Annotated in this window: 14 protein-coding genes; 5 read left to right on the forward strand and 9 right to left on the reverse strand. The window is 45.7% G+C overall.

Annotated features, from left to right (window positions below; all coding sequences use genetic code 11):
• The first annotated feature begins 5 nt into the window (after positions 1-5).
• From H8796_RS10640 to H8796_RS10655, 4 genes are all read left to right on the forward strand, one after another.
• Positions 6-296 (forward strand): hypothetical protein, encoded by a 291-nt coding sequence (locus H8796_RS10640; protein WP_117971445.1) that lies wholly within the window; start codon positions 6-8, stop codon positions 294-296.
• The gene (locus H8796_RS10645) at positions 293-571 is read left to right on the forward strand and encodes a hypothetical protein (protein WP_022275640.1); all 279 of its coding nucleotides are present in this window, start codon (positions 293-295) and stop codon (positions 569-571) included. Before H8796_RS10640 ends, H8796_RS10645 begins: the two co-directional genes overlap by 4 nt.
• A gap of 323 nt (positions 572-894) precedes the next feature.
• Positions 895-1,149, forward strand: a complete 255-nt coding sequence (locus H8796_RS10650) for a hypothetical protein (RefSeq protein ID WP_147340098.1) — start codon at positions 895-897, stop codon at positions 1,147-1,149.
• Between the two features lie 726 nt (positions 1,150-1,875).
• Positions 1,876-2,097, forward strand: coding sequence for a hypothetical protein (locus H8796_RS10655; protein ID WP_004324805.1), 222 nt, complete (start codon positions 1,876-1,878; stop codon positions 2,095-2,097).
• A 586-nt stretch (positions 2,098-2,683) separates the two neighbouring features.
• Here H8796_RS10655 and H8796_RS10660 read toward each other — a convergent pair.
• From H8796_RS10660 to H8796_RS10675, 4 genes are all read right to left on the reverse strand, one after another.
• Complete coding sequence (locus tag H8796_RS10660; RefSeq protein WP_022274964.1) at positions 2,684-3,151, reverse strand: HU family DNA-binding protein; 468 nt, start codon at positions 3,149-3,151, stop codon at positions 2,684-2,686.
• Positions 3,152-3,583: 432 nt separating this feature from the next.
• Positions 3,584-4,051, reverse strand: coding sequence for an N-acetylmuramoyl-L-alanine amidase (locus tag H8796_RS10665; RefSeq protein ID WP_117937706.1), 468 nt, complete (start codon positions 4,049-4,051; stop codon positions 3,584-3,586).
• A 25-nt stretch (positions 4,052-4,076) separates the two neighbouring features.
• Complete coding sequence (locus tag H8796_RS10670; protein WP_117937704.1) at positions 4,077-4,328, reverse strand: DUF4248 domain-containing protein; 252 nt, start codon at positions 4,326-4,328, stop codon at positions 4,077-4,079.
• Positions 4,329-4,452: 124 nt separating this feature from the next.
• Positions 4,453-4,674, reverse strand: a complete 222-nt coding sequence (locus H8796_RS10675; RefSeq protein WP_147340099.1) for a hypothetical protein — start codon at positions 4,672-4,674, stop codon at positions 4,453-4,455.
• A gap of 242 nt (positions 4,675-4,916) precedes the next feature.
• Here H8796_RS10675 and H8796_RS10680 point away from each other — a divergent pair, with 242 nt between their 5' ends.
• The gene (locus H8796_RS10680; RefSeq protein ID WP_158570811.1) at positions 4,917-5,201 is read left to right on the forward strand and encodes a hypothetical protein; all 285 of its coding nucleotides are present in this window, start codon (positions 4,917-4,919) and stop codon (positions 5,199-5,201) included.
• Positions 5,202-6,059: 858 nt separating this feature from the next.
• Here the strand turns inward: H8796_RS10680 and H8796_RS10685 are convergent.
• The 5 genes from H8796_RS10685 to rsmA all read right to left on the reverse strand — a co-directional run bounded on the left by H8796_RS10685 (position 6,060) and on the right by rsmA (position 11,919).
• The gene (locus H8796_RS10685; RefSeq protein ID WP_117937701.1) at positions 6,060-6,380 is read right to left on the reverse strand and encodes a helix-turn-helix transcriptional regulator; all 321 of its coding nucleotides are present in this window, start codon (positions 6,378-6,380) and stop codon (positions 6,060-6,062) included.
• Between the two features lie 15 nt (positions 6,381-6,395).
• Positions 6,396-6,944, reverse strand: a complete 549-nt coding sequence (locus H8796_RS10690) for a hypothetical protein (RefSeq protein WP_117937699.1) — start codon at positions 6,942-6,944, stop codon at positions 6,396-6,398.
• 829 nt (positions 6,945-7,773) lie between these two features.
• Positions 7,774-9,627: a DUF349 domain-containing protein gene (locus tag H8796_RS10695; protein ID WP_117937695.1), complete on the reverse strand. Its 1,854-nt coding sequence runs from the start codon at positions 9,625-9,627 to the stop codon at positions 7,774-7,776.
• Between the two features lie 85 nt (positions 9,628-9,712).
• A complete protein-coding gene (gene mgtE, locus H8796_RS10700) occupies positions 9,713-11,053 on the reverse strand; it encodes a magnesium transporter (protein ID WP_117937693.1) in 1,341 nt (446 codons plus the stop codon).
• A 65-nt stretch (positions 11,054-11,118) separates the two neighbouring features.
• The gene (rsmA, locus tag H8796_RS10705; RefSeq protein WP_117937691.1) at positions 11,119-11,919 is read right to left on the reverse strand and encodes a 16S rRNA (adenine(1518)-N(6)/adenine(1519)-N(6))-dimethyltransferase RsmA; all 801 of its coding nucleotides are present in this window, start codon (positions 11,917-11,919) and stop codon (positions 11,119-11,121) included.
• Between the last annotated feature and the right edge of the window lie 12 nt (positions 11,920-11,931).

Here is an 11,931-nt window from a genome sequence, read left to right on the forward strand (position 1 = left end):
CGGTTATGAGTGAAGATAAAAACAAGACGCCACAGTATTACCCCCGCAAAATGCGTCGGGGGTGGTGCGTGGCGCACGAAGTGACAGCCGCGGGCGTCACGATCGAGAGATATGGAATACGCTGCCAGACGTATGCGGAAGCATACCACCGGGCGGAAGTAATGAATCGGGAACAGCAGGCGGAAGTGATGAATCGGAAAGAGCCGTTGGAAGCGGAAAACACCGGAGTGCAAACCGGAGAAACCACCGCTATGAAACCCGCCATCGGCAGCGAGAAAGGAGGTGAACGATTATGAGCGAAAAGGTGAGCACTATTACCCTGCGTCTGACAGCGGAAGAAGCCGCCCAACTGGAGATACTCAAAGACATTACCGGGATGAAGAGCGGAAGCGAAGCGATAAAGCACGTCATCAGGGAGTATCCCCGATTCTGTGCACATTACAAGCAGGAAGCCCACGAACACGGGGAACTGAAACGGAAGTACCAGGAGCAAGGCGAAGCCGTTCGAGGATTCCTGTCAGCACTCGGCAGGCTACAACAGGCGGCAAAACCGGATATGAAGCGTAAATAGCGCATACAGGGGTTGTCTGCATCGTTTTCCTGACGTCAGGAAAATGGTTGCTAGCAGAATCCGTTCCGGAAGCTCTTGGCCAATGAAAGATTTGCTAGCAGATTTCTCCGGATCTTGTGCTCGAGCTGCGACAGGTTGCTAGCAGATGTTTCGTCCAGGAAGAAACCTGCAGCCGGATTCTGCTAGCACATTGTTGTTCCCGGAACGGCAGTCGGTCATAAAATTGCTAGCACATTACGGGTGATATCGGGTTGATCAGGTACGGATCCTGCCAGGTGTGTGCTAGCAGGCGACGGTAATGGCCAAGCATCGGACCAAGGGGAATGATTTCCTTTGTTGCAGCAGTTCGTCTGATTGCTCCCCGCAGGGCAGCCGCATCAGGAGCGCAGCCTTTCAGGACTGCACATCCCCATGCGTCCGCCCTGCTCCGGCAGTGTTTGATAGGAACCTTCTTTCACCGTCAGCGTTTATCGGACGGGCGGTGTTTCGCATCCGTGCCGCTTTCTTTGCTTTCCGTAGCCACCCAATTGGCGCAAAGAAAGCCGCCCTCTGGCAGTGATTTTAAAGAACGTTCCTAGGGAAGGTTTCTTGGGAGTTACTCCAGTGAATAACAGTCGATGCTTGCTGCCCTGCGGAATGGGTGACGTCTGAAATGCCCGGTGCGGTTTCGCTCCGCCCGGCACTAACGCCGGGACTAAGGCTCTATCCGCTACCTCCTTTCGTCTGACTATAGGAACGGGGCTTTAGTCAGAGGTGCAGCCCTGCGGTGTAGTCTTCCGGTGTTACCGATTGAGCGGGTCTGACTGTTTGAACTGGAAGCGTCGAAAGCTTTCGCCGCTGTGCTGATGTGATGCTGCTGCGCCGTGGTCTTCCGGCTTTTCTGATGAAGGGCAGTGTTTGCGCAGGAAATCCGGAATAGGCAATTATGTTTAATTAGTCACAAAACCGTTCCGGATTTTGTGCTTTAATTCAACATAACAGCGCATTCCAGATATTCCTGCTGATTGGGAGGTTTCCTTTGTTTCAGGAACGGGCTGAAAGTTACTATTGCGTGCGGCAAACGCCTCCACTATGGCGGCTGGGCCGCCACCCCGACCACCGCCCCGAAGTTACTTCCGCCTAGTCCCAGCCCTGCGGAACACACTGGTGGTTTTCGGCGGTCGGCTTCGCCGTCCGCTTCGGGACGCTCCGCAGAGACAGGCACAAGAAATCTGTGACAATAGAGCAATTGTCACAAAATTGAATAGTAAAAACTTGCCAATCTTTGAAAAATCTTCAAGAATTGGCGTAAAACCGAATCAGATATGAATGAGAAAGAAGATTTTTTCTTTATGGTATATGTAGAGGGCGAGCATACCCCGGCATATAAGCACAATGATTTGACAAGTGCAGAGACAGAAGCAAAACGGTTAGCGGAGTCTTTAAATAGGAAAGCTTATGTTCTTTGTTCTATTAAATCGTTCGAGATAAACAAGTTTACGGTTAGAGATTGCCGCCCAGCACCGGGTGACGACCTACCGTTTTAATCAAAACGAGAATAGAAATGAAAGAACCGCCTCCACGCACCGCCACCCCATTTTTTTCCTTTTTTCTTATACATCTCCCAGGGCATGGATGAACGGCAGGCAAGGAATTTCAGATAAAAATACCGCACGACGCAGGAGCGCAGGATATTTTTATCTGAAATAGCGTAGCGGTTCTTGACTGACGGGCGGCCGTGACCTATTTTTGTAGAAGAAAAGAGGAAAAATACCTGTAAAACAGCAAACTTATCATTTGTCCGTTCCCATCGCTTTATAGATAATTGCGTTTCTGTCTATGTCACTATGTTTATTTACAGATAGAATCATGCGGGAATAGAACATAAAACATCTAAAAACAGGCGGAAAAGAAGTGAAAACGTACTAGAAACCCTTCGAGATGTTTCCAAAATTTCATCAGACGTTTTTTTTATTTCATCAAACGTTTTTCAAAAAACTCCTGATATTTTCTATGAGGCTTCCAGAAGCAATTTCACCCACCAAACACCCGAAAAAAAAATGCCCGGTGAAATGATTTTTCATTCACCGGGTATTTTCTCTGGTAGGTTTGTAATGTGCGAAACGAGGATAATTAAGCTGCCGGGTCCGGAGCTTCGCCGCCTTCGTCAGGTTTCGGGTCTGGCTTCTCGTCTCCGCCATCTTCACTGACTGTGCTTGCTCCAGCTTTGGAGAAAGAATACAGCTTAACGGCTTCCTTGATTTCCGCAGAAGGTACGTAAATGACGCGTGCCTTTTTTACGGTGTTTGCGCCGAACTTGCTGGCATCTTCGATACCTCTTCCGGAAACGGAAGGACGGAAAGAGCCGAGGTCGCCCAGACGAACCGGAGAACCGTTTGCCAAACTACGTTTGATAACGGTCATCAAAGCGTCGAGCACTGCCTTGATGTCCGAACCGGTCAGCGTACAGCGGTCTGCAATTTGTTCGACAATCTGTTTCTGCGTCATTTCCTGTGACAAAACGACGGTGGGATAATACTTAGCGGCTGCCGCTTTGTCCTGTGGATTCTTACGCAGGGCTGATTTGATTTGAATTGCCATGTTTATGGGTGTTTTATGATTAATAATGCTACAAATCTACATCATACGCACGTAGGCGTGCGGGCGTATGTTCTTATCTATGATGATACGTGTTTCATCATACGATTATGTACACGAAAAAGGGCTGCGGTTTGTATTCCGCAGCCCTCAAAACAGGGGTTTTCACTCCGATCGTAAAGTTACTCCTTAATCGTTTCTCTTTTCATCGTCTTTCACGGGACTGTCTGCCCCTGTGAGCCAAACAAAAATTTTACCGATAACTTTCAATACTTTCAACGTCGTTCTCCAAAATGGTTTCATAATGACCTCCTTTTTAATTGTTCTCCGCAAAGGTGGGGATAGTTGACAGGGGAGAAATGATAAATGATAGTTGACAGATGATAAATGATAGTTGACTGTGCTTTCTACGGTTATATGCTGCACGGTTATCTATCATCTATCACCTAAATAACCGTATTCGATGGAGACACAGAAACAGGGACACTGTTTGATGTACTCGCAGGGTTCGATGGTTCCGTTGTGGTTGAGATCGGGTGAGAGGTCACGATGACCGCAAATTTTTGCTGCTGGGTAGGAGAGCAGGAGGAAGCGAAGAAGGATTTCGAGGCTTTGCTTTTGTGCGGCGGTGCGGGTATCGGCGGCACGTCCGGAGGCGTCTAGGCCTCCTTCGTAGGCAATACCAATTGATGGGGTGTTGTAGCCTTTGGCATGGGCTCCGACGTGAGTGATGTCACGCATGTGGTGTATCGTTCCGTCTTTGGTGATGTAATAGTGATAGCCGCATTCAGTGAAACCTTGGCGTTTGTGTAGGGCGTCGAGGGCTTCCGGGGTGAGGTTGCTGGTACATTTCGATGCGGTACAATGTACCACAATGAGGGTGATGTTTCGTTGTTTAATCATTGGTTTGTGGGTGATTTTAGTAGGTTTAAAAGGGTGAGCCGAAAGAGGTGGTTATCAGGTCCTTTTGGCGGGGTGTGAGGATGCGGTTGCTTAGTTCGTAGTTTGTTTCCAGCAATGCCTCCAGCAGTTCGGCATCGTCTTTTATCCATTGCTTGAGGCGGATGGAAGCGGAAGCGGGTGCGATGTTCGGGAAATAGAGTACGGCCAATTCCTTGAAACCGTAGCTACGATTAGGAAAGGATTGGTCGCTGTTTTGTGGGTGCACGTTTATATACATGATTAGGGTGTTGGTTTACAGATGTAAAGATAAGCCTTTTAATGATTGGTTGTCATCAAGATGCAGGGTAGATATAGTTATATATGTTTGTTGACAGAGGAAAGTTGTGACATTTGAGCAATTGTCACGAAATTCTTCTGTCCGCCCCGCTTTGCGGAGCGGACGGCGAAGCCGACCGCCGAGAATCTCCGATGCTCCGGAAGAGGTAAACTGTCAGCCGGACACGCAACTCGTAAGATGTCTGGTAAACCATAGGAAGTCCACAGAGGTTGGGATTAGTAGAAGTAACTTCGGGGTGGTGGTCGGGGTGGCGGCCCAGCCGCCATAGTGGAGGCGTTTGCCGCACGCAATAGTAACTTTCAGCCCGTTCCTGAAACAAAGGAAACCTTCCAATCAGCAGGAACAGCCGGAAGACGCTGTTATGTTGAATTAAAGCACAAAATCCGGAACGGTTTTGGGACTAATTAAACATAATTGCTCTTCCGGATTTCCTGCGCAAACACTGCCCTTCATCAGAAAAACCGGAAGACCACGGCGCACGCAGCATCACGTCAGCACGGCGGCGGAAGCTTGCGCCGCCTCTAGTTCATGCAGTCAACCCCGTTCAACCGTAAACACCGGAAGCCCACCCGCATGGCTACCTTCGGATTAACGCCCCGTTCCTATAGTCAGACGAAAGGAGGTAGCGGATTGAGCCTTAGTCCCGGCGTTAGTGCCGGGCGGAGCGAAACCGCACCGGGCATTTCAGCTGTCGCCCATTCCGCAGGGGAAGACGTTCCGCAGGGACTGCCACCGCATAGGCTGGTGCTTCCTTTGCTGTATTCGGCAAGTGAGGGAGCGGCAGCCGGAGCCGAATGCGTCAGGTGGAAGTAACTTTCGTAATCACCCACTTTGTAAGCCTCGACTGTTATACACTGGAGTAACTTCCAAGAAACTTTCCCCCAGGAACGTTCTTTAAAATCACTGCTGGAGGGCGGCTTTCTTTGCGCCAGTCTAATTACTACGGAAAGCAAGGGAAGCGGCACGGTGCACAGAAACACCGCCCGTCCGAAAAAACGCTGCCGATGGAGGCTCCTTTCTGTTTAAACACCACCGGAGCAGGGCGGGCGCATGGGGGTGCTGTCCTGTAAGGTAGCGCCCTGATGCGGCTGTGCTGCGGTGAGTAATCAGACGATAAGCCGCTCACGATAGTAATTCCACTTGGTCTGACGCTTGGCCATTACCTTCGCTTGCTAACACATACCCGGCAGGATCTGTACTTGATGAGCCCGATATCACCTGCTAACTGCTAGCAGATTCTTGTGCCCGGATTGTTCCGGAATAAAACTTTTGCTAGCACTTTGCAGCAGCTCGGGCACAAGATCCGGAAACATCTGATAGCAAATCTTTCACTGGGTAATAAATGATTGGTGAAAGTCTGCGTTTCGCAGGTATTTTTCCTCTTTTCTTCTACAAAGATAGGTCACGACCGCCCGTCAGTCAAGGACCGCTACGCTATTTCAGATAAAAATATCCTGCGCTCCTGCGTCGTGCGGTATTTTTATCTGAAATTCCTTGCCTGCCGTTCGTCTATGCCCTGGGAGATGTACAAGAAAAAAGGAAAAAAATGGGGGTAGGCGGTGCGTGGAGGCGGTTTCTCCCCGGATGAAACATTTGCTAGCACTTTGTCCGAACTGCAGCAGTTTGTCCGTAAGAATCCGCTATCAACTTTTTTACTGTACTCGGCGTGAGTTATACTGCGACCGGCTCCCCTTTGATAATCGAGATTTTCAGTGCGTTTTCAATTTTGGTCAAAGTTTCGAGTGAAAGGTTCTCCCGTCCTCTCAACACCTTTGAAATGTATTGCGGGCTGCAATTCATCTTTTCAGCCAATTGCTTTTGGCTCATACCTAATTCCTCCATCCTGTCCAGCATCAGCATGGCAATATTTTGCGAATGTCGGAGCCAAGACTTGTTTGTTTCAAGGAAGTCAAACAGCTCACGCCATTTCGAAGGCGTTGGAGAAGCATGTTCTTCAAGCCTTTGTGCGATAGATTTCATACGATTTTCCATACTATTCCTCCCAAATTATAATTCACTAATATACTCTATAAACCCTTCATCGTCAATGATTCCTTCTTCAAGCAAGTAGCGTCGAACCCTGTCTATTTTCACAAGTTCCTGCCTGGTGTGCTCTCTTTCCTGCATCGTAGCCGTCAGCTTGATGGCGCCTCCGGTAATGATGTAGTTGCCTTGAATCAATTTGATAGCGTATAGGCGGAGCCATGACGAGTGACCGTATTTACGTTTTAACCGGGCCTTTTCTTTTTGCAGCATCACATCCGAAGCTTGGTTGTTGTCCAGCGGACGGAATATCTTGCTTAAATCGGTTTCCGGAGAGATGTCCATTATGATGTATCGAAGGCGTTCACTATCTTCAATAGTATCGCTGATAGCTTCTTTTATATCTGTTATTTTAAAGTAGGCGTTCAAGTCGTCTATGTTCTCCTTGAAGAAAGCGCGTAGCCAAACCACGTCAGCCCAATTGTTGAACACCTTATAAAATTCGTTATCATCCTCACCTTCAAAGTGTGCAGCCCATAATTTTCTGTCTCCAGTAATGTCGTCAAATGTCATATCTCCTTGTTTTATAGTAAGACAAAGATACGTAAAAATAACGAGATAATAAACTTATAGGTTAATTATTTAGCAAGAAAAATGTTTTATTTAGTTGGTTTAGAGGTTGTATGGTAAGTGGTGGTATCTGTGTCCCAGTCATTAATTTCATCATTCGTATTTATTAGCAGACTGTCAATGAGAGTTTTTTGATGAGCTATTTCCGGTTGTTCGCAGCCTCCTATCAGTTGTATAATGAATATTATTCCTGCTATAACGATTCCTGTTATAGTGTTATTGATAACATTTCTTTTTAAGCCTCTCATATAAGAATTCTGATACCTATAATTTTGCATAATTTATATTTTTTACGCTGTGAAGTTAATAAATTAAATGCGATATTTATCATTATTTGTCACTTTAATTAGGTTTATCCGATTAAAAACGATACCTTTGTATTACAAAACTTGAATCCTCAATGGGATATTAAAAGAGGGTTTTTGCCAAAGTCGGTGTCTAATTCGGTGACATCACTAAAATAGGAAGCTGTTAATTCATTATGAATGAGACTATAAAAGAATTAAAGTTTGAGGGCAGGTAGCCCAACAGAATCAACGTCAATTTAGATAGAACCCTGCTAAGAATTAATTCTTGCAGGGTTTTATTGTTTTCAGACATTCATAGTCAGAAGAAACATGAATCTGCAGTGAAAAGAAGCCATGAACTTGATGCCCAAGAAATGAATCCTTAAACAGGCTGTGTAAGCTTGTTTAGTAGAAAAGAAAAACAGGTTTTATTACCCAAGCGAGCATAAAACCTGTTTTTTTATTTTTCTAAATCGGGCAGAGGATTATTCTTCTGCTTTAATTGATTCGTCGATTACTTTAATTTTTTGTAATACCAGTTCCAGGTCTGCTTTCAACTTATCTACCTTGCGGTTCAGTTCAGTCAACAGGCTGCTGCCTTTCTTGGAAGTAGAAGTCAGGAAACCCAGATTGTTCTCATAAGTCTGAAGTTCGTTCTTCATATTCTCATAAGCACGTACCAGTTTCTCGCGTTCTCTATATAAAGATTGAGTACCGCTTCCTTGGATATTACTAATGTTCGAACGGAAGTTGCTTAATTTCTTGTTGGAAGCATTGATGTTGAAACGGTCGAATAACTGGTCGATCAATCCATGATATTGCTTGTATAGCTTATCTTTTTCTTTGAACGGCACATGACCGATAGAATTCCATTCCTTCATCAAATCCCGAACCAGGTTGCTTGCTTCTTCGGTATCCATGTTCTCATCGATAGCGGATAACTTTTCGATCAATGCTTTTTTCTTTTCCATATTCTCTGTTTCGACAGAGCGTTGTGAAGAAGTGGCCTTGTTCTTTTGCTCGAAGAAATAGTCGCAAGCAGTGATGAAACGTTTCCAGATAGCATCCGAATGTTTTTTGGCTACCGGTCCGATAGTCTTCCATTCTTTTTGAAGTTTGGTCAGTGCATCGGCAGTAACTTTCCAGTCCGTGCTGTCTTTTAAAGCTTCCGCTTTTTCGCAGAGTGCTTTCTTCTTTTCCAGATTCTCGTTCATACCTTCTTTCAAGCTCTTGAAGAATTCTCCTTTCTTCTTGAAGAAATCATCGCAGGCATGACGGAAACGTTCGAAGATCTTCACATTCATCTTTTGAGGTGCAAAACCGATGGTTTTCCATTTGTTTTGTAGGGCAATCACTTCCTGGGTCTTATTTTCCCAGGCAGAGAATGTTTTCAATTCATCATACTCAATCGCTTCAACGATTTCGCAGATTACGGTCTTTTGGTCCAAATTATGCTGCTCAGCCTCTTTCAGCGACTCGAAGTGCTGCTGATGACGGCGGTTGACAGCGGTAGAAGCGGTCTTGAACCGATTCCAGATCTCATCACGCAGTTCTTTGGCCACCGGACCTGTATCGCGGAATTCCTGATGCAACTTCTGTAGCTGGTGGAAAGCAGAAACCACATCCTCCTCGTTAGCCAGCTTTTCAGCAGCTTCGCAAAGGCGTGTCTTGATTTCCAGGTTCTTTTTGAAGTCGTATTCACGGAATTCATTGTTCAGTTTCAATAAATCGTAGAACTTCTCTACATATAATTGATAGTTTTTCCAAAGCTCATTCACTTTGCCTTGAGGTACCAATTTCGTATCATTCCATTGCTGTTGCAACTTCTTGAATTCTGTATAAGATTTGTTGGCATCATCTCCGGATTCTACCAGTTCTTTCAGTTCTTCGATGATGGAAAGTTTCACTTGCAGGTTTTCTTCCTTTTGGCGTTCCAGTTCGGCAACCTGTCGGCTGCGTTTTTCTTTGATAACCCCCATCAGACGTTTGAATTCTTCCTCTGTCGGGTCTTCTTGAGCAACAAAATCTTCAATGTTTCCGCCGTTGTCTGTAAACTGTACCTTAGCAGCTTCCAACTCGGCATTATGTAACTTGTAGAATGATTGTTTCAGATTGTCAATTTCCTGCTTATTTGCATTTTCGGCATCTTGCGCAAGCTCTTTCAGCTGGTTTAGTACATCTTCCTTAGTGGCAGGTTTAGGAGCTGCTTCAGGTTGAACTTCGGCAGTAACTTCTTCAGTCGGAGTCTCTGTAATAGCTTCAGAAACCTCGACAGTTTTCTTTTCTTCTTCTAATTCCCCTTGGTTCAAGGGTTGATTAGTGTCATGAGCGTCCATCATTGTATATTAGTTTTGGGTCACAAATTAATGAAATAAAACGATTACTTCATACTATTTTGCTTATTTTTTTTTGTTTATCGCATTTTTATGATAATAAAACGGTAATTCCCATGTACAACATCATTCCGATGATATCATTTGTAATGGCTATAAACGGACCTGTCGCAATAGCAGGATCGATTTTTAGCTTCTCCAGAGTCATCGGTACCAGTGTTCCGAAAATGGAGGCGAACATGACCACGGCAAACAGGCTGATGGATACGGAATAAGTCACTGTAGCTGTTGCACCGAACCGGATAAAGTTGTAGGTGTATACCAGTAAGGAGATAATCGTGGCATTGATTAATGCTACTATAGCTTCTTTAGTAACTTGTTTGAATGTATTTTTGGCGTCCAACGAACTATTAGCCAAGCCTTGTACAATGATTGCCGAAGATTGTGTTCCGACATTTCCTCCTGTACCACCGATCAGCGGGATATAGAGTGCCATTTCGGGATGAGCGGCAAAAGTTGCATCGAAATTTCCCAATATCATAGAGTTGCCGATTCCACCAATCATACCGATTAATAACCAGGGGAGGCGGGCAGTGGTCTGTTTCAATACATTATCGTCCGTTTCTACGTCCTGCGAAAGACCGGATGCCAACTGATAGTCACGTTCCGATTGTTCACGAACTTCATCCATGACGTCGTCGACGGTGATTTGTCCCACAAGCCGACCGATACTGTCGATAACGGGGATGGCCACCAAGTCATACTTTTCAATCGCCTGTACCACCTCGTCGATAGGAGTATCTACATGCACGGAAATCGGATCTTTCTGCATCACGTGTTTCACTTTGGATACAGAAGGAGATGTAATCATCTTTTTGAGCGGGAAGATACCTCGCAGACGTTCGTCGTCGTCAATGACATATACATAATAGATTTCGTCCAGCTCTTCCGCCTGTTGACGCATCTCTTTCAGACATTCGGGCATACTCCAGTTCTCGTTGACGAGTACCATTTCCGTACCCATCAAACCACCGGCGGTATTTTCGTCGTATTTCAACAAGTCGACAATGTCACCTGCCTGTTCAATGTCCTCGATGTGCGAAAGAACCTCTTCCTGCTTATCTTCATCGAGTTCACGCATCAGGTCTACGGCATCGTCCGTATCCATGTAGTCAACGAAGCGTTTGGCGATGGTCTCCGAAGGAAGCATTTCGAGCAGCTCCTTACGAGCATCCTCGTCCATTTCGACAAGCACGTCGGCGGCAATTTCGTTATCGAGCAGGCGATAGACGAATTTGGCCTCTTCCGGATTCAGGTCATTGCACAATTCGGCGATGTCGGCCGGATGGAGGTCGATGAGAAGCCCTTTTACCGTATCGGCGTCTTTTTGCTCAATAAGGTGTTTAACGTTGTCAATGTATTCCTCGTTCATCGTTGTCAATTACAAATTACGAATTACAAAATCCAGTTCTCTGCTCACTGCTGCCCGTCAGTCGGTTATTGGTTGTTGCCTGCTGTCTTTAATGCTTCTTCCACCTTATTGGTCAGGTCGATAAATTCTGCTACCGATAGTTGTTCCGGGCGTTTATTGAATAATATGTCCTCCGTAAGTGGACAATCTTTGCCTAAAATAGGTTTGATAGAGTTACGTAATGTTTTACGTCGTTGGTTGAAAGTCGTTTTCACTACCTGTTTGAATAGCTTTTCGTTACATCCCAACTCTTTAGTCTCGTTGCGCGTCATGCGGATAACCGCACTTTTCACTTTGGGAGGCGGGTTGAACACGTGCTCGCTCACTGTGAATAAGTATTCCACTTTATACCATGCCTGTATTAATACGCTAAGGATACCGTAAGTCTTGCTGCCCGGTCCGGCTGCAATGCGTTCGGCTACCTCTTTTTGAATCATTCCCGTACAGCAGGGGACAATATCTTTGTTGTCCAGCATCTTGAAAAAGATCTGGCTGGAGATGTTGTACGGGTAATTACCGGTCAGTACGAAAGGTTTGTCGTCGAACAGTCGGTGAAGGTTCATTTTCAGGAAGTCATCTTCGATGATGTGGTCCTCCAACGATGGATAAGCTTCGCGAAGATAGGCAACCGACTCATAGTCAACTTCTACGACTTTTATCAACCGGTCTTTTTTCACCAGAAACTGGGTCAATACTCCCATGCCCGGTCCCACCTCCAAAATAGGCAGTTCGGGGAAGGTGTCGACAGTATCGGCAATATCTTGCGCAACTTTCAGATCTTTCAGAAAGTGCTGTCCGAGAAACTTTTTAGGCTTTACTAATTTCATTTACCAACTAAA

The sequence above is a fragment of the Bacteroides sp. M10 genome, assembly GCF_014334015.1.
Taxonomy (GTDB): Bacteria; Bacteroidota; Bacteroidia; order Bacteroidales; family Bacteroidaceae; genus Bacteroides; species Bacteroides intestinigallinarum.

Excerpts from the sequence above, each read along its gene's own strand:
- H8796_RS10685 (WP_117937701.1), bottom strand. The coding sequence starts at position 6,380 with ATGGAAAATCGTATGAAATCTATCGCACAAAGGCTTGAAGAACATGCT.
- H8796_RS10645 (WP_022275640.1), top strand. The coding sequence starts at position 293 with ATGAGCGAAAAGGTGAGCACTATTACCCTGCGTCTGACAGCGGAAGAA.
- H8796_RS10670 (WP_117937704.1), bottom strand. The coding sequence starts at position 4,328 with ATGTATATAAACGTGCACCCACAAAACAGCGACCAATCCTTTCCTAAT.
- H8796_RS10655 (WP_004324805.1), top strand. The coding sequence starts at position 1,876 with ATGAATGAGAAAGAAGATTTTTTCTTTATGGTATATGTAGAGGGCGAG.
- H8796_RS10640 (WP_117971445.1), top strand. The coding sequence starts at position 6 with ATGAGTGAAGATAAAAACAAGACGCCACAGTATTACCCCCGCAAAATG.
- H8796_RS10660 (WP_022274964.1), bottom strand. The coding sequence starts at position 3,151 with ATGGCAATTCAAATCAAATCAGCCCTGCGTAAGAATCCACAGGACAAA.
- H8796_RS10695 (WP_117937695.1), bottom strand. The coding sequence starts at position 9,627 with ATGATGGACGCTCATGACACTAATCAACCCTTGAACCAAGGGGAATTA.
- H8796_RS10650 (WP_147340098.1), top strand. The coding sequence starts at position 895 with ATGATTTCCTTTGTTGCAGCAGTTCGTCTGATTGCTCCCCGCAGGGCA.
- H8796_RS10680 (WP_158570811.1), top strand. The coding sequence starts at position 4,917 with ATGCAGTCAACCCCGTTCAACCGTAAACACCGGAAGCCCACCCGCATG.
- mgtE (WP_117937693.1), bottom strand. The coding sequence starts at position 11,053 with ATGAACGAGGAATACATTGACAACGTTAAACACCTTATTGAGCAAAAA.
- H8796_RS10690 (WP_117937699.1), bottom strand. The coding sequence starts at position 6,944 with ATGACATTTGACGACATTACTGGAGACAGAAAATTATGGGCTGCACAC.
- H8796_RS10665 (WP_117937706.1), bottom strand. The coding sequence starts at position 4,051 with ATGATTAAACAACGAAACATCACCCTCATTGTGGTACATTGTACCGCA.
- rsmA (WP_117937691.1), bottom strand. The coding sequence starts at position 11,919 with ATGAAATTAGTAAAGCCTAAAAAGTTTCTCGGACAGCACTTTCTGAAA.